The 21,545-nt window shown below is 52.0% G+C and carries 22 protein-coding genes; 12 read left to right on the top strand and 10 right to left on the bottom strand.

Going from position 1 to position 21,545, the window contains the following annotated elements:
• Nucleotides 1-2: 2 nt before the first annotated feature.
• A complete protein-coding gene (acnA, locus tag HV242_RS12215; RefSeq protein ID WP_050736887.1) occupies nucleotides 3-2,678 on the top strand; it encodes an aconitate hydratase AcnA in 2,676 nt (891 codons plus the stop codon).
• A gap of 44 nt (nucleotides 2,679-2,722) precedes the next feature.
• Here the strand turns inward: acnA and ribA are convergent, their stop codons facing one another.
• Nucleotides 2,723-3,313: a GTP cyclohydrolase II gene (gene ribA / locus HV242_RS12210; protein WP_003856813.1), complete on the bottom strand. Its 591-nt coding sequence runs from the start codon at nucleotides 3,311-3,313 to the stop codon at nucleotides 2,723-2,725.
• Nucleotides 3,314-3,510: 197 nt separating this feature from the next.
• Here ribA and pgpB point away from each other — a divergent pair, with 197 nt between their 5' ends.
• The 5 genes from pgpB to yciH all read left to right on the top strand — a co-directional run bounded on the left by pgpB (nucleotide 3,511) and on the right by yciH (nucleotide 7,160).
• Complete coding sequence (pgpB, locus tag HV242_RS12205) at nucleotides 3,511-4,278, top strand: phosphatidylglycerophosphatase B (protein WP_020882442.1); 768 nt, start codon at nucleotides 3,511-3,513, stop codon at nucleotides 4,276-4,278.
• Between the two features lie 148 nt (nucleotides 4,279-4,426).
• Complete coding sequence (locus HV242_RS12200; protein WP_013096374.1) at nucleotides 4,427-4,735, top strand: LapA family protein; 309 nt, start codon at nucleotides 4,427-4,429, stop codon at nucleotides 4,733-4,735.
• 6 nt (nucleotides 4,736-4,741) lie between these two features.
• Entirely contained in the window at nucleotides 4,742-5,911 is a 1,170-nt protein-coding gene (gene lapB / locus HV242_RS12195) for a lipopolysaccharide assembly protein LapB (protein WP_014170367.1), read from the top strand.
• Between the two features lie 185 nt (nucleotides 5,912-6,096).
• Nucleotides 6,097-6,834: an orotidine-5'-phosphate decarboxylase gene (gene pyrF, locus HV242_RS12190; protein WP_020882443.1), complete on the top strand. Its 738-nt coding sequence runs from the start codon at nucleotides 6,097-6,099 to the stop codon at nucleotides 6,832-6,834.
• Nucleotides 6,834-7,160 carry a stress response translation initiation inhibitor YciH gene (yciH, locus tag HV242_RS12185; RefSeq protein WP_014170365.1) on the top strand — a complete coding sequence of 109 codons (327 nt, stop codon included), beginning with the start codon at nucleotides 6,834-6,836 and terminating at the stop codon, nucleotides 7,158-7,160. Before pyrF ends, yciH begins: the two co-directional genes overlap by 1 nt.
• Nucleotides 7,161-7,264: 104 nt before the next feature.
• Here yciH and osmB read toward each other — a convergent pair whose 3' ends face one another.
• The 3 genes from osmB to HV242_RS12170 form a co-directional block, all read right to left on the bottom strand.
• Nucleotides 7,265-7,483 (bottom strand): osmotically-inducible lipoprotein OsmB, encoded by a 219-nt coding sequence (gene osmB / locus HV242_RS12180; RefSeq protein ID WP_008501216.1) that lies wholly within the window; start codon nucleotides 7,481-7,483, stop codon nucleotides 7,265-7,267.
• Between the two features lie 263 nt (nucleotides 7,484-7,746).
• Nucleotides 7,747-8,499 carry a DNA-binding transcriptional regulator YciT gene (gene yciT, locus HV242_RS12175; RefSeq protein ID WP_032680886.1) on the bottom strand — a complete coding sequence of 251 codons (753 nt, stop codon included), beginning with the start codon at nucleotides 8,497-8,499 and terminating at the stop codon, nucleotides 7,747-7,749.
• A 43-nt stretch (nucleotides 8,500-8,542) separates the two neighbouring features.
• The gene (locus tag HV242_RS12170) at nucleotides 8,543-8,725 is read right to left on the bottom strand and encodes a YciZ family protein (RefSeq protein WP_025204000.1); all 183 of its coding nucleotides are present in this window, start codon (nucleotides 8,723-8,725) and stop codon (nucleotides 8,543-8,545) included.
• A gap of 192 nt (nucleotides 8,726-8,917) precedes the next feature.
• Between HV242_RS12170 and HV242_RS12165 the strand changes: the two genes are divergently transcribed.
• Nucleotides 8,918-9,784 (top strand): crotonase/enoyl-CoA hydratase family protein, encoded by an 867-nt coding sequence (locus tag HV242_RS12165; protein ID WP_014170362.1) that lies wholly within the window; start codon nucleotides 8,918-8,920, stop codon nucleotides 9,782-9,784.
• Here the strand turns inward: HV242_RS12165 and pdeR are convergent.
• The 4 genes from pdeR to fabI form a co-directional block, all read right to left on the bottom strand.
• On the bottom strand, nucleotides 9,781-11,772 hold the full coding sequence (gene pdeR / locus HV242_RS12160; RefSeq protein ID WP_050736886.1) for a cyclic di-GMP phosphodiesterase: 1,992 nt from the start codon (nucleotides 11,770-11,772) through the stop codon (nucleotides 9,781-9,783). The genes HV242_RS12165 and pdeR overlap by 4 nt on opposite strands.
• Before the next feature lie 323 nt (nucleotides 11,773-12,095).
• Nucleotides 12,096-14,030 (bottom strand): exoribonuclease II, encoded by a 1,935-nt coding sequence (locus HV242_RS12155; protein ID WP_049022534.1) that lies wholly within the window; start codon nucleotides 14,028-14,030, stop codon nucleotides 12,096-12,098.
• Between the two features lie 88 nt (nucleotides 14,031-14,118).
• Nucleotides 14,119-15,105, bottom strand: a complete 987-nt coding sequence (locus HV242_RS12150) for a CMD domain-containing protein (protein WP_014170359.1) — start codon at nucleotides 15,103-15,105, stop codon at nucleotides 14,119-14,121.
• A gap of 156 nt (nucleotides 15,106-15,261) precedes the next feature.
• A complete protein-coding gene (gene fabI, locus HV242_RS12145) occupies nucleotides 15,262-16,050 on the bottom strand; it encodes an enoyl-ACP reductase FabI (RefSeq protein ID WP_020882447.1) in 789 nt (262 codons plus the stop codon).
• 317 nt (nucleotides 16,051-16,367) lie between these two features.
• On the opposite strand from fabI, the gene HV242_RS12140 reads away from it, so the two are divergent.
• The 4 genes from HV242_RS12140 (at nucleotide 16,368) to HV242_RS12125 (ending at nucleotide 19,465) form a co-directional block, all read left to right on the top strand.
• A complete protein-coding gene (locus HV242_RS12140; protein WP_063858661.1) occupies nucleotides 16,368-17,192 on the top strand; it encodes a helix-turn-helix transcriptional regulator in 825 nt (274 codons plus the stop codon).
• 113 nt (nucleotides 17,193-17,305) lie between these two features.
• Entirely contained in the window at nucleotides 17,306-17,458 is a 153-nt protein-coding gene (locus HV242_RS12135; RefSeq protein WP_154816610.1) for a hypothetical protein, read from the top strand.
• A 190-nt stretch (nucleotides 17,459-17,648) separates the two neighbouring features.
• Entirely contained in the window at nucleotides 17,649-17,933 is a 285-nt protein-coding gene (locus tag HV242_RS12130; protein WP_032678287.1) for a hypothetical protein, read from the top strand.
• A 182-nt stretch (nucleotides 17,934-18,115) separates the two neighbouring features.
• Nucleotides 18,116-19,465, top strand: a complete 1,350-nt coding sequence (locus HV242_RS12125; protein ID WP_050736940.1) for a sensor domain-containing diguanylate cyclase — start codon at nucleotides 18,116-18,118, stop codon at nucleotides 19,463-19,465.
• Between the two features lie 52 nt (nucleotides 19,466-19,517).
• Here HV242_RS12125 and HV242_RS12120 read toward each other — a convergent pair whose 3' ends face one another.
• Both HV242_RS12120 and HV242_RS12115 read right to left on the bottom strand, forming a co-directional pair.
• Entirely contained in the window at nucleotides 19,518-20,342 is an 825-nt protein-coding gene (locus HV242_RS12120) for a helix-turn-helix domain-containing protein (protein ID WP_032680892.1), read from the bottom strand.
• A 72-nt stretch (nucleotides 20,343-20,414) separates the two neighbouring features.
• Nucleotides 20,415-20,810, bottom strand: coding sequence for a RidA family protein (locus tag HV242_RS12115; RefSeq protein WP_020882451.1), 396 nt, complete (start codon nucleotides 20,808-20,810; stop codon nucleotides 20,415-20,417).
• A gap of 132 nt (nucleotides 20,811-20,942) precedes the next feature.
• On the opposite strand from HV242_RS12115, the gene HV242_RS12110 reads away from it, so the two are divergent.
• Nucleotides 20,943-21,533 (top strand): TetR/AcrR family transcriptional regulator, encoded by a 591-nt coding sequence (locus HV242_RS12110; RefSeq protein WP_020882452.1) that lies wholly within the window; start codon nucleotides 20,943-20,945, stop codon nucleotides 21,531-21,533.
• Nucleotides 21,534-21,545: the final 12 nt, after the last annotated feature.

Raw genomic sequence — 21,545 nt, 5'->3', positions numbered from 1 at the left:
TTATGTCGTTAACCCTACGCGAAGCCAGTAAGGACACATTACAGGCAGAAAACAAAACCTGGCATTACTATAGCCTGCCACTGGCTGCCAGAACGCTTGGGGACATTTCGCGTTTACCCAAGTCCTTGAAAGTTTTGCTGGAAAACCTCTTACGCTGGCAGGATGGCGATTCCGTCACCCTCGAGGATATCCAGGCGCTGGCGGGGTGGCTGAAGAGTGCCCATGCCGACAGAGAAATAGCCTATCGCCCGGCGAGGGTCCTGATGCAGGACTTTACCGGTGTTCCTGCCGTGGTTGATTTAGCCGCCATGCGCGAAGCCGTTAAGCGCCTCGGGGGCGATACGGCAAAAGTGAATCCGCTTTCTCCCGTTGACCTCGTGATTGACCACTCCGTGACCGTTGACCACTTTGGTAATGATGACGCTTTTGGTGAAAACGTACGTCTGGAGATGGAACGTAACCACGAGCGCTATGTCTTCCTGAAATGGGGGCAACAGGCGTTCAGCCGCTTTAGCGTGGTTCCGCCTGGAACCGGTATTTGCCATCAGGTTAACCTCGAATATCTGGGCAAAGCCGTCTGGAGTGAATTGCAGGATAAAGAGTGGGTGGCTTATCCGGATACGCTGGTCGGGACGGATTCACATACCACCATGATTAACGGCCTCGGTGTGCTGGGGTGGGGCGTCGGGGGTATTGAAGCGGAAGCGGCTATGCTTGGTCAGCCGGTGTCGATGCTCATTCCTGATGTGGTGGGCTTCAAACTCACCGGTAAGCTGTCGGAAGGCATTACCGCCACCGACCTGGTGTTGACCGTCACCCAGATGCTGCGTAAGCATGGCGTGGTGGGTAAATTTGTTGAATTCTACGGTGACGGGCTGGATTCGCTGCCGCTGGCCGATCGCGCCACGATCGCCAATATGGCGCCGGAATATGGCGCGACCTGTGGCTTCTTCCCCATCGATGACGTCACGCTGGAATATATGCGCCTGAGTGGTCGCAGTGAAGAGCAGGTCGCGCTGGTCGAGGCCTACACTAAAGCGCAGGGGATGTGGCGAAACCCGGTTGATGAGCCAGTATTTACCAGCACGCTTGAGCTGGATATGGGAAGCGTCGAGGCGAGCCTTGCCGGGCCAAAACGCCCGCAGGATCGGGTCGCGTTACCGGACGTACCGAAAGCTTTTGCCGCCAGCAATGAACTGGAAGTTAATGTCGCGAAAAAAGATCACCGTCCAATAGACTATGTCCTGAACGGACATCAGTATCAACTTCCGGATGGCGCGGTGGTTATTGCCGCTATCACCTCCTGCACCAACACCTCGAACCCAAGCGTTTTGATGGCCGCGGGACTGTTGGCCAAAAAAGCCGTTGAGCTTGGCCTGAAACCGCAGCCGTGGGTTAAGGCTTCGTTGGCCCCGGGCTCTAAAGTGGTTTCAGATTACCTGGCGCAGGCAAAACTCACCCCGTACCTTGACGAGCTGGGCTTTAACCTCGTGGGTTACGGATGTACTACCTGTATCGGTAACTCCGGTCCGCTGCCTGAGCCGATTGAAACGGCGATCAAGCAGGGCGATCTTACCGTGGGTGCGGTTCTTTCCGGTAACCGCAACTTTGAAGGGCGTATTCATCCGCTGGTGAAAACCAACTGGCTGGCCTCGCCGCCGCTGGTTGTGGCTTACGCGCTGGCGGGAAACATGAATATCAATCTCACGACAGACCCGATTGGTCACGATCGCAAGAACGAGCCTGTTTACCTGAAAGATATCTGGCCGTCTTCACGCGACATCGCGCGAGCCGTTGAAAAGGTCTCAACCGAAATGTTCCGCAAAGAGTATGCGGAAGTGTTTGAAGGCACGCCGGAATGGAAAACAATTAACGTCGTGGGCTCGGATACCTATGGCTGGCAGGATGATTCGACCTATATTCGTCTGTCACCGTTCTTCGATGACATGCTGGCTGAACCTGCTCCGCTTAAGGATATCCACGGGGCGCGTATTCTGGCGATGCTGGGCGATTCCGTTACCACGGACCACATCTCGCCGGCGGGCAGTATCAAAGCCGACAGTCCGGCAGGCCGCTATCTGCAAAGCCGTGGGGTGGAACGCCGGGACTTCAACTCCTACGGATCGCGTCGTGGTAACCACGAAGTGATGATGCGCGGGACGTTTGCCAACATCCGCATCCGCAACGAAATGGTTCCAGGCGTGGAAGGGGGCATGACGCGTCATTTACCTGGCACGGAAGTGGTTTCGATTTATGATGCCGCCGTCAAATACCAGCAAGAAGGCACGCCGCTGGCGGTGATTGCCGGTAAAGAGTATGGCTCCGGCTCCAGTCGAGACTGGGCAGCGAAAGGTCCGCGCCTGCTTGGGGTTCGCGTGGTCATTGCCGAATCTTTCGAGCGTATTCACCGTTCGAATCTTATCGGGATGGGGATCCTGCCGCTAGAGTTCCCGCAAGGCGTCACCCGCAAAACGCTGGGACTGACCGGGGAAGAGCAGATTGATATTAGTGGTCTGCAAAACCTGCAGCCGGGTAAAGCGGTTCCGGTGACGTTAACGCGAGCAGACGGTAAAACGGAAGTGCTTGAATGCCGGTGTCGCATTGATACGGCAACCGAGCTGACCTACTACCAGAACGACGGCATATTACATTACGTGATTCGTAAAATGCTGGATTGACGCAGTCAGCCCGGCTCGCGATGGCGATGCCGGGCATCTCGCGATCACTCGCTCAGGAGGTGACCCATTTTGGCGGCTTTGGTATCAAGATAGTGGGCATTTTTCGGGTTACGGCCGACAATCAGCGGAACACGTTCGACGATATTGATCCCCGCTTCGGTCAGGATTTCCACCTTTTTCGGGTTATTGGTCAGCAGACGGACCTCATCTACCCCAAGAAGCTTGAACATATCGGCGCACAGGGTAAAGTCGCGCTCATCGGCAGCAAACCCGAGCTGGTGGTTCGCTTCAACCGTATCGTATCCCTGATCCTGCAGCGCGTAGGCGCGGATTTTATTCAGCAGGCCAATATTACGACCTTCCTGACGGTGATAAAGCAGCACCCCACGACCTTCTTCAGCGATATGAGAAAGGGCGGCTTCAAGCTGGAAACCGCAATCACAGCGCAGGCTGAACAAGGCATCGCCAGTCAGACACTCCGAATGTACGCGAGAGAGTACCGGCGTCTGTCCTGAAATGTCACCGAACACCAGCGCGACATGATCCTGTCCGGTTGCCAGTTCTTCAAATCCCACCATCAGGAAATCGCCCCATGGGGTTGGCAGTTTGGCTTCTGCCACACGTTTAAGCTGCATGTGATTCTCCAGAGTAGGCTGACACGTTTCGTGCCTTTCGCCTGTTTGGCTTTCTGTATCTGTTCATTTTGCCACAAGCTCAGCACGTTCGCCTAATGGGCGCCATGCTATATGGACGTTAAACGCACGATCCGACATATCCACCCAACAGATGAATTTCAGTTATGATTGTGGTGCTTAGCGAAAAAGGAGAAGACATGCTTTCAATCGCCAGACGTACGGCAGCAGGTGCGGCCATTCTACTTATTATGCCGCTGGCCGTATGGGTCTCAGGCTGGATGTGGCAGCCGGGGCAGAACGCCACATGGCTGAAAACATTATACTGGATAACGGAGACGGTCACCCAGCCGTGGGGAATTATCACGCATGTGATCCTTTGCGCCTGGTTTCTGTGGTGTTTGCGCTTTCGTCTGCGTGCGGCGCTGATGCTCTTTGCGATACTCGGTGGGGCGATCCTCATCGGACAGGGCGTGAAGTCCTGGGTTAAAGATCATGTCCAGGAGCCGCGTCCTTTTGTCGTCTGGCTGGAAAAAGCGCACCATGTTCCGGTGGATGAGTTCTACAATTTAAAACGTAAAGATCGTGGTGCGCTGGTCAAAGAACAGCTTGCGGAACAGCAGGATATCCCGAAGTTCTTACGTAAACACTGGCAAAAAGAGACCGGGTTTGCTTTTCCTTCCGGCCATACCATGTTTGCCGCCAGCTGGGCGTTACTGGGTGTAGGGCTGCTTTGGCCACGGCGACGTACTGTCACGATCGCGATTTTACTGGTCTGGGCCACAGGGGTGATGGGCAGTCGTTTGCTGCTGGGTATGCACTGGCCGCGGGATTTGGTGGTGGCTACGCTGATCTCATGGCTGCTTGTGACGCTGGCAACATGGCTTGCTGAACGCATCTGCGGTCCGTTAACGCCACCGCCTGTCGAGGAAGAAGAGATCGCCGAAAGGGACCAAAGCGACGCCTGACGGTTGATATTCCGTGTTTTGCCCATAAATCCATGACTGGCGCGTCACTTTTTCCGTTTCGCGCCCGTCACTAAAATGGTAGTTTATAAGGCTGATTGCGGTGAGTTGAACACACTTTATTCGCTTGAACCACATAACGGGAAGTAATGTGAAATATTTACTCATTTTCTTACTGGTATTGGCGATTTTTGTCATTTCAGTCACATTGGGTGCACAAAACGATCAACAGGTGACGTTTAACTATCTGCTGGCGCAGGGCGAGTATCGTGTATCGAGCCTTCTGGCGGTTTTATTCGCCGCGGGCTTTGCGATTGGCTGGCTGGTATGCGGTCTTTTCTGGTTGAAAGTTCGTGTTTCACTTGCGCGCGCTGAACGTAAAATTAAACGACTCGAACATCAAATTGCGCCTGCGTCCGACATTCCGGAAAGCTCTGGTGTGCCGGTCGTCAAGGAATAATCGACTATGCTGGAGTTGTTGTTTCTGCTTTTGCCTGTAGCCGCAGCCTATGGCTGGTATATGGGCCGCAGAAGTGCGCAACAAACAAAACAGGATGAGGCTAACCGACTCTCCCGCGACTACGTTGCTGGGGTGAATTTCCTCCTGAGCAATCAACAGGACAAAGCAGTAGACCTGTTCCTCGATATGCTCAAAGAGGATACGGGCACCGTTGAAGCGCATCTCACCCTGGGAAACCTGTTCCGCTCGCGCGGCGAGGTTGACCGCGCCATTCGTATTCACCAGACCCTTATGGAAAGCGCCTCGTTGACCTACGATCAACGCCTGCTGGCGGTACAACAGCTGGGCCGTGATTACATGGCGGCGGGGCTGTACGACCGTGCAGAAGACATGTTCTCGCAGCTGGTGGATGAAACGGATTTCCGCGTCAGCGCCTTGCAGCAGCTGCTGCAGATTTATCAGGCCACCAGTGACTGGCAGAAAGCCATTGATACGGCCGAGCGTCTGGTGAAGCTGGGCAAAGATAAGCAGCGAGTTGAGATAGCCCACTTCTACTGTGAACTGGCCCTTCAGCAAATGGGCAACGACGACATGGACAAAGCCATGGCGTTGCTTAAAAAGGGTGCCGCCGCTGACCGTAACAGTGCGCGTATCTCCATCATGATGGGGCGCGTCTTTATGGCGAACGGCGACTATGCCAAAGCTGTAGAGAGCCTGTTGCGGGTTATTGACCAGGATAAAGAGCTGGTCAGTGAAACCCTCGACATGCTGCAAACCTGCTATCAACAACTGGATAAGCAGGATGAATGGGTGGCGTTCCTGCGACGTTGCGTGGAAGAGAACACCGGCGCGACTGCCGAACTGATGCTCTCGGACGTGGTTGAGCAGTATGAGGGCAGTGATACCGCGCAGGTCTATATTACGCGTCAGCTGCAACGTCATCCGACCATGCGGGTTTTCCATAAGCTGATGGACTACCACCTCAACGATGCAGAGGAAGGGCGCGCCAAAGAGAGCCTGATGGTACTGCGCGACATGGTAGGCGAGCAGGTACGAAGCAAACCGCGCTATCGTTGCCAGAAGTGTGGGTTTACGGCGTATACGCTGTACTGGCACTGTCCTTCATGCCGGGCATGGTCGACCATCAAGCCAATCCGAGGCCTTGATGGGCAGTAATTTTTAAAAACGATCTATTTTAGTTACAACATACTGATGGGTTTTCAGAACCCATCGAGTCCGTGCGGTTTGCCGGCCACGCAGGAGAGTAAATCGATCCTGTCAATTTGCAGCGCTGGCAGGTAGAATGCTCGCCGTTTATCTGTTCCGCGCCGCTGCGCGCCCATAGACGAAAAGGGCTGGTCATGACGTCTGTTACTTCCTCCGCTTCCCGCGTAATTACTGATTCTCCTGTTGTTGTTGCGCTTGATTACAATAAACGTGACGCGGCACTGGCCTTTGTCGACGGTATAGACCCTCGCGACTGCCGTCTGAAAGTTGGCAAAGAGATGTTCACGCTGTTTGGACCGCAAATCGTACGCGACCTGCAACAGCGCGGTTTTGACGTTTTCCTCGACCTTAAATTCCATGATATCCCGAATACCACCGCGCACGCCGTGGCTGCTGCTGCAGAACTGGGGGTGTGGATGGTCAATGTGCATGCATCGGGTGGGGCAAGAATGATGACCGCAGCCCGTGAAGCGCTCCTGCCGTTCGGCAGCGATGCACCGTTACTGATTGCCGTAACCGTACTGACCAGTATGGATGAGAGTGATTTACGCGATCTCGGCGTGACGTTGTCACCTGCTGAGCATGCAGAGCGTCTCGCGCGCCTGACGCAAAATTGCGGGCTTGATGGTGTCGTTTGTTCCGCGCAGGAAGCCGTGCGTTTCAAATCAGAACTGGGCCAGGCTTTCAAACTTGTTACCCCAGGTATCCGCCCGGCCGGCAGCGAGGCAGGCGATCAGCGTCGTATTATGACGCCTGAACAGGCGCTGGCGGCAGGGGTAGACTATATGGTCATCGGGCGTCCTGTGACGCAGTCTGCTAACCCGTCAGAGACGCTCAAGGCGATCAACGCATCACTGAAAAAGGGGGCATAATGACTGATTCAAACAGTCGTCTGGTCTACTCAACAGAAAGTGGGCGTATAGACGAACCAAAAGCGAAAGCCGAGCGCCCGAAGGGGGACGGTATTGTTCGTATCCAGCGTCAAACCAGTGGACGCAAAGGTAAGGGCGTATGCCTTATCTCCGGCATTGATCTTGACGACGCGGAACTGGTTAAGCTGGCCGCCGATCTGAAAAAGAAATGTGGCTGCGGTGGTGCCGTGAAAGACGGCATTATCGAAATCCAGGGCGATAAACGTGATTTAATTAAATCCCTGCTCGAAGCCAAAGGCATGAAAGTGAAACTGGCGGGCGGCTAAAATAGATGAGCCACGGCATTTGCCGTGGCTCTTTTTTTTACGTGCGTAAGTCAGACCTGAAATGCGTTCTAATATCGCAGTACCGGTGGAGGCTTATTTAATAATTATTTGCCGACCTGGTGACCGATAATACCACCGACAGCAGCGCCACCTAATGTACCCAGCGTACTACCATCTGTTAATACCGCACCGCCCAGAGCACCAGCACCGGCACCAATTGCGGTGTTGCGGTCACGTTTAGACCAGTTAGAGCAAGCGCTCAGGGACATTGCTACAGTGATTGCCAGAACAGCGGCGGCTAATTTTTTGCTGGTTAAGGTCATAATACTTTCTCCTGAATTATCGATTCACGGAAAGAGCTACGCTTTAAGTATAGACGAATTGAATACTTAAAAACTGTTTTCCGTGAAAGCTGGTCGCGCAGGCGTTACGTAATCACGCAGGTGATAGTCACTTCCTGTTATATCGCTAACATTAATTTTACGACTTTAAGGCGGGTTAAACAGGTAAAAACTCTTAAAGGAGGGTTAGGAATCATCTCAGACAGTAGGGACATAGGCGCCCGACATTCGGGCGCTTAAAGGACTCAGGGCGACTTTTTAATAATATTGACGATAAGACCGTCATCTTCCAGTTTAATACGATGCTCATCGCTCAAACGTTCGTCGGTAATTACACGGCTAAAGCGAGAGACTGGCCCCATGGTATAAGGGTGAACGGCGCCAAATTTTGAGCTATCAGTCAGCACAATGGCCTCACACTCTTTTTCCAGCACCGCATTCACCACATCAGAACGCATCATATCGCGGCCGGTGAAGCCCGTTTCTGGCTGCCAGCCATCAATACCAATAAAGGCCTTACTGAAATGGACCTGCTGAACATACTGGCGGGTCAGGGGGCCAACCATGCTTTCGCTTTTTTTCTGGTAAATGCCGCCCAGCAGGATCACCTCGCAGCGGGTCTCTTTGAGCAGATGCGCGATATAGCTACTGACCGTGATGATAGTAACGTCTTTCTGTTCGGCAAGCGTGCGCGCCAGTAAGGCATTGCTACTGCCGTTTTCGATAAACACCGTCTCACCATTGTTGACTAAAGACGCGGCAAACTCCGCCAGCTCACGCTTCAGGGCGTAGTTGTTCATCATGCGCGTCTCAACGTCCTCGCTATCGAGCGGGACCGCATACCCATGCGCACGACGCAGGTAGCTCTGTTTCTCCAGCAGGTTAAGATCCTGGCGGATGGTGACTTCTGAAACGCCGGTGGTTTTAGCGAGATCGACTACGCTGACGCGTCCCTGGTCAATGACCATCTGCAAAATGATTTGTTGTCGGGAATTCATAGCATCCAATTAATAAAGCGAAACAGGTTCGAAAACAGCAGGATCAAACTTCCCACGGCGCTTTTGGCTGTCCGTTCTCAGGCGCGTTTTCAGCACCCTTCTGAGCAAGAAGTTCAGACTTCAGGATCTCCAGATTACGGATCGCCGAGTGATAATCGCCTGCCACCAGGATATCCAGCACGGTATCAATACGTTGTGCTACAGCTTGTGCATCAATAGTAGACATAATCTCACCCCAGGTGCGAAAAGGTAATATTTTCAATGATGCAGAAAATGGGATCAAAAGAGAAGGGAAAAAATGCAATAACTAAATCACATAAATGAAAGTGATAAATTTATTCCCCCACATGCTGCGGGCTTAATGAGTGGATTAGTCTAAAACTGCGCGCAAGGCGCTTTTTCTGTGAGGAATTAGACTATGACAGTTATCAACCAGCCTACCTGCACCCTGTTTACCGATACTGAACGTTTCACACAGTTGTCAGCCTACTACGAGGAAGAGCGGCACACCATCTGGATGATGCTGCGGGCGCAACCTCGTCCTTGTTTTAATCATGCGTTAATTGAGGAGATCATGAACCTCTCCTGGCTGGTTCGCCAGTCCGGATATCTGGTCGATTTTTGGGTAACCGGGTCACTGGTTCCTGAAATGTACAATGCGGGAGGCGATTTACAGTTCTTCGTAGAGTGCATTCAAAATGGACGGCGTGAAGCGTTACGCGCGTATGCACGTGCCTGCGTCGACTGTGTCCACGCAGCGTCGCGGGGGTTTGATACGGGCGCGGTCTCTCTGGCGATGGTTGAAGGCAGCGCGCTAGGCGGTGGGTTTGAGGCTGCGCTGGCACACCATTTTGTTCTCTCTCAGCGCGATGCCCGTCTGGGCTTCCCGGAAATTGCCTTCAACCTGTTCCCGGGCATGGGGGCATATTCGCTGGTCGCACGTCGGGCAGGGATGAAGCTGGCGGAAGAACTCATCTACAAGGGGGAGTCGCATACGGCAGAATGGTACGAACAACATGGATTGGTCGATGTGCTGTTTGAGCCCGGGCAGAGCTACGTCTCCGTCAGAACCTTCATCGACACGCTGCGGCCGAAGCTGAACGGGGTAAGGGCGATGTTGCGCGCCCGAACCCGGGTACTGCAACTGCCGCGCAGTGAACTGATGGATATCACGGAAGACTGGGTTGATGCGGCGTTTTGCCTCGAGCCAAAAGATATCGCTTATATGGAGCGTCTGGTGATGCTGCAAAACCGCCATCATGGGGCATTACGCAAAGCCAGTTAACGTTGTTTTCGCGACTGATATCGCTTTAGCCATCGCTCGAATGCGGCAGCGGGCATTGGCTTAGCGAAGAGAAAGCCCTGCCGTTCGTTGACGCCGTTCTTGGTCAGAAAGGCGTCTTCTTTCGCGCTCTCGACCCCTTCAGCAATGACCTGCAGGTTTAAGGCCTGTGCCACCGCGACGATGGCCCGCACCAGAGACTGGGAGATCGATTGTTTATGAATATCCCTGACGAAGGATTGATCGAGTTTAATGGCGTCGATAGGGAACCGCGCCAGCTGCGACAGAGACGAGTAGCCGGTGCCGAAATCATCAAGATGAATTTGCGCGCCAAGTTTGCTGAACTGCTGGATCACAGAGAGCGCCAGCTCTTCGTTTTCGATAAGGCAGCTTTCCGTGAGTTCAACGTCGATAGGGCAGTATTCAAAATCCAGATCCTTCAGCGCCTGCTTTAAATCGCTGAAAATGGTCTGGTCGGCCAGCTGACGTGCGGAGACGTTGACCGCCACGCGCAGATTAATCCCCTTATCGCGCCATTTAGCCACCTGGCGCACCACATCAAGCATCACCCAGCGGCCCAGCGGGACAATCAATCCCGACTCCTCGGCATAAGAGATAAACTCCAGTGGCGGGATCAAACCGCGTTCCGGCGACTGCCAGCGCACCAGCGCTTCAAGACTTCGGATTTCCCCCCGCCAGGTAATTTTAGGCTGGTAGTGAATCAGAAGTTGATCGTTATCCAGCGCTTTACGCAGGTTGGTATCCAGCCAGAGATATTCAAATACGCGCTGGTTCATCTCAGGTGAGAAGACGCAGAACTTGCCCCGGCCATTCTCTTTCGCCGTGTACATGGCGGTATCGGCATTACGGATGACGCTTTCCCTGTCGTTACCGTGCTGGGGCGCGAGGGCGATACCGAGCGAGCAACCGGTGTAAATTTCTATCAGGCCGATTCTGAACGGCTGGCGCAGACGGGTTAAGATCCGCGACGCCATCGCTTCCAGAGAGCCCTGAGAGGTAACTGTGGCCATGACAATAAACTCATCACCGCCAAGTCGTGCCAGCACCTGACCGTCATCCAGACAGCTCAGAATGGCCAGAGCGACAGCCTGCAATAGCTGGTCGCCAAACATATGCCCGTAGGCATCGTTGACCTTTTTAAAGTTATCCAGGTCGAGATACACCACGCCTACCTGCGTTTCACCGCGGCTGGCGATGGCATCTGAAATCAGTTCGTGGATCGCGTTACGGTTTGGTAAACCGGTAATGGTGTCGGTATTGGCCAGCACGCGCAGACGCTCCTGGGCGCGGCGCTCTTCAGTAATGTCGGTGCCGGAACAGATAAGGAAAATTTCATTTTTGCCGCTGCCGCTATGAACAAACTTGTTTCTGAACAAAAACAGTCGTTGCCCTTTACGCGTTTTGATCCAGCGTTCGACCTCGTAGGAGCTGCCGTTGCGAAAAAAACCGGTGATATTGCGCTTTGAAGCTGCCGCTTCGCTCCGGCTCATAAACAGCTTGAACACGTTCTGGCCAATAACTTCTTGTTCTTTCAGACCGGTATATTCTTCACTCAGCCGGTTAAAACGCTGAATATTGCCGTTATGATCGAGAATAACGATGACGGAGTTGGCTTCAGAGACAACCTGTTCAGCAAAAGAGAGGCCCTGAGCCAGGTCACGAGCCACGGAGGGCGTATCGTTCCACGCTGACGCGGTGCCGGCCCATTCATTTCGGGTTATTTTGCGCCCCACAAGATGAACCGGGACATCTTCGCCGTACAACGAGAGCGTCATGGAGATGCTGGAGGTAATGACGGTTAACTGGCGGATAAGTTCGGCTTGTTCATCATCCAGCGCCACCACCTCAGTCACATCGGCATTTTCGCTGGCGGCAAGGTGCAGAGCATTGCTGTCAGCTGTCATTCGCCACCAGGGGCTATGCGTACCCATGTAACGAAACAGCAAATTCTGCTCCAGATCGTCCATCATGTTTTCTCCCGCAGCTGCTCATTAGCGCACAAATTATTCATTTGCCGTCGACTTTTCCGTTGTGAAACAGCGGCAACCCCAAAATGAACGTCGTGTTTTTTCCCGGTTTTCTTATAAAAAACGCGTCTGGCGAAAAGGGTATTTATTGTATAAAAATTCACGTAACCGAATATAACGGCACTCTTTTACTGTAGATAATTATGGCAATTTTGGGCGGGAAGACGCTGAAAATAGTACGAAAAAATAATGATTTTGCGGCGGGGGTTCAAAAGAAAAATTGTCGGCGCTTCCCGAAGGGAAACGGCCGACAATTTAAGCGGTTATCAGGCGACCGGGCGCGCGATAACGCTGCGGGTTTCCATGCGAACTTCAGCGATGTTTACGTCAATCACGTCTGTGACTTTGTAAACTGTTTCGCCTTTGATTTGCACAGTACCATTTTCCTGGCTGCAGACCAGTTCGTCACGGACGGCATGCAGGAACGGGGCAGGGATAAAGGCGACGGCACCGTTATCCACCAGGCGAACGCGCATACCGCCCCGGCTGATATCAATGATTTCTGCGGCGAAGCGAGTATCTGTACCCGCTTTATCCTGCAGGTAGCGTGCGTACAGCCAGTCTCCCACGTCACGTTCCGCCATACGGTTCAGGCGACGTCGTTCGGCCATCTGCAGGGTGGTGTCATTTTGCGGACGCGCAATGGACTCACCCTTAATGATCGCCTTCAGCAGACGGTGGTTGACCATGTCACCATACTTACGAATAGGTGACGTCCAGGTCGCGTAGGCTTCCAGGCCGAGGCCAAAGTGTGGACCCGGCTCGGTGCTGATTTCAGCAAAGGACTGGAAACGACGGATACGGCTGTCGAGGAAACCGGATGGCTGTGCATCCAGCTCGCGGCGCAGCTTACAGAAGCCCTGCAGCGTCAGCACTTCTTCAGGGTCAACGTGCACATCGTGGTTCTTCAGCAGGGCCGCCAGCGCTTCGGTATTGGCCGGATCAAAACCGGAGTGGACGTTGTAAATACCAAAGCCCAGCTTGTCACGCAGGACGCGAGCGGCACAAATGTTGGCAGAAATCATCGCTTCTTCAACAATGCGGTTCGCAATGCGACGCGGTTCGGCCACGATATTCAGCACTTCACCTTTTTCACCCAGGACAAAGCGATAGTCCGGACGATCCTTAAAGACCAGCGCATGGGTTTTACGCCACTCGCCGCGGTTCAGACAAATGCGGTGCAGCAGGCGGATCTGTGCGGCAATCGCGTCTGATTCCGGTTTCCAGGTGCCGGTATTCTCAAGCCAGTCGGAAACATTGTCGTAGGCCAGCTTGGCTTTCGATTCGATGGTTGCGGCAAAAAATTCAATATCGTCTTCGATCGCGCCATCGGCGGCGATGGTCATGCGGCAGGCAAGGACCGGACGCACTTCATTTGGACGCAGTGAGCAGAGGTCATCTGACAGTTCGCGCGGCAACATGGGGATGTTGAAGCCCGGCAGGTAGTTAGTGAACGATCGGACTTTTGCCATATCGTCCAGCTTGCTGCCTTCAACGATCCAGGCGGTGGGATCGGCAATGGCGACGGTCAAATGCAATTTGCCATCAGCGCTCTCTTCCGCATACAGCGCATCATCCATATCTTCTGTGCTGGCGCTGTCGATAGTGACAAACTCCAGGGCAGTGAGGTCGCGACGCGTCAGGCCTTCGTCCTGCATTTCAGTCGCTACGCCGTCTGGCGCTTCTTTCTCAAGATTATGGCGTGCAAGCGTCACCCACCATGGCACGAAATGGTCGTCGCCAAAGGTGATGAACTGGGTCAGTTCTGCATAAAAGCCACGATCGCCTTTCAGAGGATGACGGCGCATTTCTGCTACGGCCCAGTCACCTTCTTTGAAATCATGCTCAACACCACGGGCGGCGCGGCAAGGAATGGCATCTTTCAGCAGGGGATGATCCGGCACGATAGAAAGACGATCGTCTTTTCGCTGGACCTTGCCCACGAAGCGGGTCAGGAACGGTTCGATCAGTTCTTCCGGCTCGGCGGACTCACGTTCCTTTTCGGTATGAATGACGGCCGTAATGCGGTCGCCATGCATCACTTTCTTCATCTGCGGTGGCGGAATGAAGTAGCTTTTCTGCGCATCAACTTCAAGGAAGCCAAAGCCCTTTTCCGTGGCTTTTACGACCCCTTCTGCACGCGGCGTCTGGGAATGCAGTTGCTGTTTAAGCTGCGCTAGCAGCGGGTTGTCCTGAAACATAATGTTCTATTTTCGTAGCCATTGAGCGGCTGACAGTTTTACGCGATTCTCACTGTCACAGCAAGCGGTCTTTGGGTAATTAGTATGGTTATTCCCCTTTGCCAAACGCGACTTTCAGGCGTTCAAGCCAGCCATCCATCGCGCTCCGGGTGAGCAGTTTTATCGCCCGTACCGCAGGCAGTCCTTGTTCAGTGAGCGGGGTGAACTGTGCGGCACTGAAGCGGTCCGGAGAACGCGTCAACAAGTCGATTGCCGCCGAAAGCGCCGGCGAATCAAGAGAAATATCATCATGGCTGTTTACCAGGATCTCACCCGTCAGGTCGAGCAGGATGGGCTCATGGCTGAGTACCGGCGTCAGCGCTTCAAGGGCGGGTTCGGCCTGCCAGCGGGAAAGCGATTCAAGCTGATGCGCGCTGGCATAACGCAGTTCAACGACAGGTAAAAGCGCCACCCAGGACTCAGGAGCAGCTGGCAGCGTGTGCGGCTGAATATGATGGCCGGGCAGCCAGCGTACAGGATGCCCCAGCAGGGCCTGAAAGACGGCCACCACGCGTGCCTGAAAACCGATAAAGCCGATAATCTGATTAATAAGCACCATGTCGTAGGTTGTCAGGCCCACCTCATCAAGCTGCTGCTGTGCTTTATCATCGATGACATCAGGTGAGCTGGCGAGCTGACGGGCGTACTGGGTGATTTGTGCCAGGCGGCGGTTACTTTCGCGTGAGGAGTCAGGGCCGGGAAGCGGGGCGAGGAGGGCGGCATAGTGGTTACACAACCGTTGGACGCCACAGGCCTGCGCGACCGTTAATGCAGTACTCAATCTGTCGTAGGCGCTGAGCGTATGCAGCCGGTTAACGGAGATTGAGAGCGGAAACAACAGGTGGCATAAGGTTCTGGCAGGGGTGAGCCAGCCAGTACAGGCGGCGACAATCTCGTCAGGTAGGGCTAAATCGAGCAAAAAACGATCGTCGACGTTAGCGGCTTCGGGCACCAGAGGCAGAACATCCGTCTGCGCGTGGTTTGACTGGGTTTCGTGGTACCAGTGGCCTTTGCCGGAAAAACGGCGTTGTTCCATGGGCGTTCCTTGATCTCAAAATGGCGATCAATATCCTGGCGTAAGGCAGATGTGGGGAAAAATATTGTTAGGTGATAACAAATAGCTGAACGGAATAACGACGGGGTCGGGCGGAGGAAGGAAAACTCTCTTCCCGTGAGGGAAGAGAGTCACAGCTTATTTAATTTCCAGCTCGTTCATTGCAGCGATGTTGAAGCCGCCGTCAACGTGAACCACTTCGCCGGAGATACCCGCGGAAAGGTCAGAGCACAGGAACGCTGCAGAGTTACCCACATCTTCAATGGTAACGGTACGACGAATCGGCGTAACCGCTTCGCAGTGCGCCAGCATTTTACGGAAATCTTTGATACCGGAAGCTGCCAGGGTACGGATTGGACCCGCGGAGATAGCGTTCACACGCACACCTTCTGGACCCATCGCGTTCGCCATGTAGCGGACGTTTGCTTCCAGAGACGCTTTAGCCAGACCCATAACGTTGTAGTTAGGGATAGCACGTTCTGCGCCCAGATAGGACAGGGTCAGCAGAGCTGCGCCTGGGTTCAGCATTGCACGGCAAGATTTAGCCATTGCCACGAAGCTGTAGGAGCTGATGTCGTGAGCGATTTTGAAGCCATCACGGGTTACCGCGTTCACGTAGTCGCCGTCCAGCTGATCGCCAGGAGCGAAGCCGATGGAGTGAACGAAACCGTCGAATTTCGGCCATGCTTTTGCCAGTTCAGCAAACATGCCATCGATGCTTTCGTCTTGTGCAACGTCGCATTCCAGAACAAGGCTGGAACCCAGCTGCGCGGCAAACTCTTCTACACGGCCTTTCAGCTTGTCGTTCTGGTAGGTGAACGCCAGCTCAGCGCCTTCGCGATGCATAGCCTGTGCGATGCCGTATGCGATGGACAGTTTGCTGGCAACGCCAGTTACCAGAATGCGCTTACCGGAAAGAAAACCCATAGATTTAATCCTTATATTCATTGCTTATTTTTTGCCTTGTAAATCATAGCATTACAGGCAACATTTCAAAGTCATTCGAAATTAGCTCGAAATTATATCCCACTCAGTGCCCCTTGTGTCACGCTATTTCTCGCTCAAAGCCCGTGACGTATGTCATGGAAGGGGGTGAGCGAACGCGTTATCACGCTGTTTCACAGGCATCCGTCCATTATATCACTGCGCGACCGGTTCGCCTCATCCAACCAGAGGCGGGCGTTTTTGCGCAAAATGATCCGTTCAGTGGATTTAACGTATTACAATCCAGTTAGAGTCAAAACATGAAAGAAATCATTAACAAACACGTTATAGACTGGGTTGAAGATAATATTTTATCTCTGGAGCATATCGATCGGCTGGTCGTAAAAACGGGTTACAGCAGAAGGACGCTCGAAATCTGGTTTAAACACCAATTCCACCAGTCGCTGGGTGAGTATATGCTCAGGAGACGAATGAGCTATGCCGCGTCTTTATTAAGGATGACGTCGCTGCCGGTCACCGAAATCGCTCACATTTTTCAGTATCATAGTGGACAGGGTTTTGCCCGCGCGTTTAAGAAATTAACCGGGAAAACACCGTCTCAATATCGAAGCGATGAAATATGGGACTTCCAGCGTTACCATCCTTCACTGTTATTAGAAGGGCTCCGTAAACCTGACGTGAAGATTTGTCGGCTGGCGAGGACGTTTTCCTATAACGATACCCTGACGGAATATGATCATATTTTTAATCCTGCGATACAGGATGTGACCAAAAGACTGAGAAAACTTTTGCTTGATCATCGTGGGGAGGTAAAAGAAATCCCCATCAGGGGACGGCGTCCAGAAGGCCTGGATAAAAGCCGGGAAAACATGGCTGAAGTCATAATTGATTATCTGTCACCGGATAATACGTCGCACCAAAAACAGGAATATCATTTTTCCGGTAAATATGCCGTTATGCGGTATGACGGTACCTGGAGCGCCTACGGTAAGCTCAGCAAAAAGAACTATTTGTGGGTAATGTCTTATCATCAATTCAGGCTGCGTAATGAAACCCATTTAATGACGCTCCATTCCTGCTCCGAAGATAAGGTCGTATTTGATATTTATATACCCATAGTCTGAGTCTGGCACCGTCTCGTAATTAAAACGAATCAGTCAGTACGGGCTCTCATCTCTGAGCCCTGACGCTATATATTCCTCGCAAAACAGATGTTTTACAAATGGAGTTGTGAACGATGAAAGAAGAATTGTATCGATTCGATGATGATGATATCGACTCAATTGCCTATTCCGTCGCATTTAGCGAATGGCTCGGTATCGATAATCTGCAGGATTGTGCCCTGACAAGAATTTCGGAGGAGGACAGGGGGAATATGAGCGAAAGTTAGAGGAGCCTCGCCATTTCTTTCAATATGCTTCAGGGGAGGAGTATTTTTCACATTTTCTTTTACAGAATAAAACGCATCACTAAGTTTAACATATACGGATATATGGAATGCATGCATGAGGATTGCACAGTTATTAGTTAAGACGTTAATTGTCGGAACGGTTTCTTTTCCTTACGCGACGGTGTCGGCCATGACACCAGCGGAACATAGTCAGTATGACGCTCTGATTATCGAGGCGAGAAAAGGCAATACGGAACCAGCCTTGTCCTGGTTTTCAGGCCACCATCGGCTTGATGAGTCTCAGGTCGCCGACTGGATGCAAATCGCCCTGTGGGCCGGTAAAGATAATGAGGTTATCAACGTCTATTCACAATACAAACATCATACGTTACCGGCGAGGGCCTATTCAGCGCTGGCGATAGCCTATCGCAACAAGCAGGTAAGAGTGATCTCACTGGTGAGTAAAGCGCAGTAGGGAATATCCCGGTTCGGTACGACATCGACCGGGATAATCCACTTCAACAGACTGAGGTCGGTTAACTGAAGCATCTGAAAAGAGGGTGGCAAGCCTGACCGGTTTGCCCCTCGATGTTAAGCAGAGAATGGTGTAAATCGCTCTGCCGTTTCACGTCTTTTATTTATGCGGTATTAATGAACATGAATAACATTACGTTGGCTGAGAAAATGATCGTGCTGTCCGGTGCGCTGCTGTTTGCACTGATGATCGCGGTGAACTCCTTTTTTGTTAATGATAATCCAGGTTTCAGGGTACCCATGACAACCTATTTGATCGTCATGATTGCGCTATTTTTTCTGGATACCATTATCTCTATTTTTATCCAGATGCAGTATGCGTCTGACCGATCTCATTTATCCCTGTTAATCCTGAGCATGGCGTTTCTGAGCGGTCTCATCTATTTCATAGAAACGATTATCGTCATTCAGCTTCCTGAAGACGCAGGGTTAACCCATACGCTAAAAACTAACGATACGGCGGTATTTTATTTTTTCCGCCAGTTAAGTTTTATTTTTTTGCTGGGGCTTGCTGTATGGGTGGAGAAACACACGGCACGACGACGGTTCACATTACGGAATAAGGTCTGGCTGGCGCTAATATCGTTAATCCCCCTGGTTATGTTCCCGGTGCTGGCCCATGCTTTGAGCAGCTACAATCCAACCTGGACATTAACGATAGCCGCGTATCGCCCTGATCAGTATCATCCTGTCTGGGATGTCCGCTACGTTAACGCTCTGATAGTTCTCTGGTCGGCCCTGGCCTGCTACATGACTTACGTGACACGCTTTTCATCTGGCGTCTGGAACAGCATCATCGTGGTGTGCCTTTCTGCGATCACCTATAACTTTTTCCTGCTCTTACTCGATACGTATAACCTGTCGCTCTGGTATATCAGCCGGGCGGTAGAAGTGTTCAGTAAACTATTTGTTATCTGTACCTTACTGTTACATGTCTTCAGCTTGCTGAGATTTTTTGGCGATCGGGTTAACCGCGATCCCCTTACGCAGATCTTCAACCGCAAGTATTTTTTTGAGGCACTTCAGCGGCTCCGCATGCTCAGAACAGAAAAGGGCACCAGCATTATGATGCTGGATATCGATAACTTTAAGACCATTAATGACACCTGGGGACATCCTGTGGGGGACCGCGTCATTCTGGCGGTCGTGGATATTATTAAAGACAGTATTCGTGATAATGACGTCTTTGCCAGACTGGGAGGTGAAGAGTTTGGCCTGCTGTTGCCCGACACGGACAGGAGTATGGCCGTAGTCGTCGCAGAACGTATTCGCAAGAATGTTGAGCAACGCACCGGGCAGGGTAACCTGTACGCGGTGCCCCTGACGGTAACGTTAAGTATTGGCGTGTGCTCAGCCATTCAGGAAAACGTCAACAGTAGCGATATCATTCGTGATGTGGATGAAGCACTGTATGAGGCCAAGCACGGTGGTAAAAACAGAACCGTGTGCAGACAGGCCGCAGGGGCGGTCTGAACCGGCGTTGCGCGCCTCCCGCGGTGTGATTTACGCGCAAGAAAAAACGGGGTTATAACACAGGGATGTAAATATCAAAGTTAACGCGCTCATCGCTGCAGGCGTTAAAACGCATTAAATGAATGCCATCGCGCAACGTCAGGCGGTTCGTCACCATTGCCTTAACAAACGCAATTTTGTTATAGGCGCTATAACATTCCCAGCTGCCTTCAAAGGACATTTTTGCATATTTTCCGGTAAGTAAAAGTGTGTCTTTCTTTGTTGTTTTAGTGCTGTCTAAACAATATGAAATTAAGACTTCTACCAGATAGGAACGGCTTTTACCCAGACGTTCTGGTCGGCGCGGCACTATGGCAAGCTGTTGGATCCGATCGCGATTCTCAAGCAGGAGTTTTTTGATTTTTTTAGTGACATCGTGCACCGCAGTATCAAAAAGATGATCGTGCTCTATAATCTCATGGGTATACGGAAAAATCTCATTGAGTTCACAGAGTGTTATTTCGGGTGTTTTAAGATCGTCTAATAAAAATGAGGGCTGAAGGATATCAAAATCCCACTCTTTTGCATTTCTGTATTCAGAAGGGGTGAGTCCCGACATCTTTTTAAAGGCTCTTGAAAACCCCTGGCTGCTTTGGTAGTGAAATAAATAAGCAATGTCCGTAACGGGAAGCGACGTCATTCTGAGCATGATGGCTGCAAGGCTCAGCCTTCTCCTTAGGATGTACTCACCTAAAGAGAGGTGATATTTCTCTTTAAACCATGTTTCCATGGTTCTTCTGCTATACCCGGTATCTTTAACCAATTGATCAATATGTAAAATAGAAAAATTATTTTCCTCTACCCAGGTGAGAATATATTTACTAATACTTTCTTTCATTCGATATCTACAGCGTGTGGCGTCATGACGTAATTAATAAATTGCCGGTGGGGCTTATGCCAAATACTTGCTTTATTGCGGTGGGATTCTGGCAATGACCTTAATTTCAAAATCAAAGCCCGCAAGCCAGTTTACCCCCACGGCCGTCCAGTTCGGATAAGGGGGGCGGGGGAACGCTAATTTTTTGGCTTCCATGATGGTTGAAAACTGATTTTCTGGATCGGTATGAAACGTCGTCACGTCGATCACATCATCAAACGTACATCCCGCGGCAGAAAGCGTAGCCTGGAGATTATCAAAAGCCAGTTGTACCTGAGCGCCGAAATCCGTTTCAGGTGTGCCGTCGCTGCGGCTTCCAACCTGGCCTGAGACAAATAACAGATCGCCAGAGCGAATGGCAGCAGAATAGCCATGTTCTTCATAGAGGGCATGACGATTAGCGGGAAATACAGGTTCACGTGGGTGCATGGCATTTCCTTTTCGATTGGGGGTATTGTTGAGATCACGCGGTCGTATTAACATACGCGGCGTATGTCAAAATCTAAACCACATACGCCACGTATGTCAAACGGAAAAACACCACGTAACCAAGGACGTCTTATGGCTGCAAAAAGCCGTGCCGAAACGGCCCAGGAAAATCGCGAAAAAATGATTCAGGCAGGGCGCAAAGCTTTTGCCGAGAAAGGCTATGCCGCAGCCTCCATGGATGAACTGACCGCAAGCGTGGGGTTAACACGTGGAGCGCTATACCATAATTTCACTGACAAGAAAGGCTTGCTGGCTGCGGTGGTCGCCCAGATAGACAGCGAAATGGCACGAAAGGCGAAGGCTATTGCCGCCAGCGCCGAGAATGACTGGGAGCGACTACTGGCGGAAGGCGTCGCTTACATCAAAATGGCGCTCGATCCGGAAGTGCAGCGTATTGTACTGCGTGATGGTCCGGCTGTTCTGGGTGACCCGGCCCACTGGCCCAGCCAGAATAGCTGCCTGGAATCTACCCGTCAGACCATAGAAAAAATGATTGAACGCAAGGTCCTGAAAGACATGGATGCAAACGTCGCTGCACAGCTGTTAAATGGCGCTGCGCTCAATGCTGCACTGTTGATAGCCGCCAGTGAGGATCCGCAGAAGACGTTGCCACATGCGATTGAGGTGTTTGTCCTGCTTGCAAGCGGGTTACGCCATCAGTGAAAGGAAAGGGTT

Origin of the sequence: Enterobacter sp. RHBSTW-00593, from assembly GCF_013784105.1 — a bacterium.
Classification (GTDB): Bacteria; Pseudomonadota; Gammaproteobacteria; order Enterobacterales; family Enterobacteriaceae; genus Enterobacter; species Enterobacter ludwigii.
The sequence above is the reverse complement of the archived record's forward strand: the minus strand, read 5'-3'. Positions and strand labels throughout refer to the sequence as shown.

Bases quoted from the DNA above. Each gene is read 5' to 3' on its own strand.
- acnA (WP_050736887.1), top strand. From the start codon at position 3: ATGTCGTTAACCCTACGCGAAGCCAGTAAGGACACATTACAGGCAGAA.
- ribA (WP_003856813.1), bottom strand. From the start codon at position 3,313: ATGCAGCTTAAACGTGTGGCAGAAGCCAAACTGCCAACCCCATGGGGC.
- pgpB (WP_020882442.1), top strand. From the start codon at position 3,511: ATGCTTTCAATCGCCAGACGTACGGCAGCAGGTGCGGCCATTCTACTT.
- lapB (WP_014170367.1), top strand. From the start codon at position 4,742: ATGCTGGAGTTGTTGTTTCTGCTTTTGCCTGTAGCCGCAGCCTATGGC.
- pyrF (WP_020882443.1), top strand. From the start codon at position 6,097: ATGACGTCTGTTACTTCCTCCGCTTCCCGCGTAATTACTGATTCTCCT.
- yciH (WP_014170365.1), top strand. From the start codon at position 6,834: ATGACTGATTCAAACAGTCGTCTGGTCTACTCAACAGAAAGTGGGCGT.
- osmB (WP_008501216.1), bottom strand. From the start codon at position 7,483: ATGACCTTAACCAGCAAAAAATTAGCCGCCGCTGTTCTGGCAATCACT.
- yciT (WP_032680886.1), bottom strand. From the start codon at position 8,499: ATGAATTCCCGACAACAAATCATTTTGCAGATGGTCATTGACCAGGGA.
- HV242_RS12170 (WP_025204000.1), bottom strand. From the start codon at position 8,725: ATGTCTACTATTGATGCACAAGCTGTAGCACAACGTATTGATACCGTG.
- HV242_RS12165 (WP_014170362.1), top strand. From the start codon at position 8,918: ATGACAGTTATCAACCAGCCTACCTGCACCCTGTTTACCGATACTGAA.
- pdeR (WP_050736886.1), bottom strand. From the start codon at position 11,772: ATGATGGACGATCTGGAGCAGAATTTGCTGTTTCGTTACATGGGTACG.
- HV242_RS12155 (WP_049022534.1), bottom strand. From the start codon at position 14,030: ATGTTTCAGGACAACCCGCTGCTAGCGCAGCTTAAACAGCAACTGCAT.
- HV242_RS12150 (WP_014170359.1), bottom strand. From the start codon at position 15,105: ATGGAACAACGCCGTTTTTCCGGCAAAGGCCACTGGTACCACGAAACC.
- fabI (WP_020882447.1), bottom strand. From the start codon at position 16,050: ATGGGTTTTCTTTCCGGTAAGCGCATTCTGGTAACTGGCGTTGCCAGC.
- HV242_RS12140 (WP_063858661.1), top strand. From the start codon at position 16,368: ATGAAAGAAATCATTAACAAACACGTTATAGACTGGGTTGAAGATAAT.
- HV242_RS12135 (WP_154816610.1), top strand. From the start codon at position 17,306: ATGAAAGAAGAATTGTATCGATTCGATGATGATGATATCGACTCAATT.
- HV242_RS12130 (WP_032678287.1), top strand. From the start codon at position 17,649: ATGACACCAGCGGAACATAGTCAGTATGACGCTCTGATTATCGAGGCG.
- HV242_RS12125 (WP_050736940.1), top strand. From the start codon at position 18,116: ATGAATAACATTACGTTGGCTGAGAAAATGATCGTGCTGTCCGGTGCG.
- HV242_RS12120 (WP_032680892.1), bottom strand. From the start codon at position 20,342: ATGAAAGAAAGTATTAGTAAATATATTCTCACCTGGGTAGAGGAAAAT.
- HV242_RS12115 (WP_020882451.1), bottom strand. From the start codon at position 20,810: ATGCACCCACGTGAACCTGTATTTCCCGCTAATCGTCATGCCCTCTAT.
- HV242_RS12110 (WP_020882452.1), top strand. From the start codon at position 20,943: ATGGCTGCAAAAAGCCGTGCCGAAACGGCCCAGGAAAATCGCGAAAAA.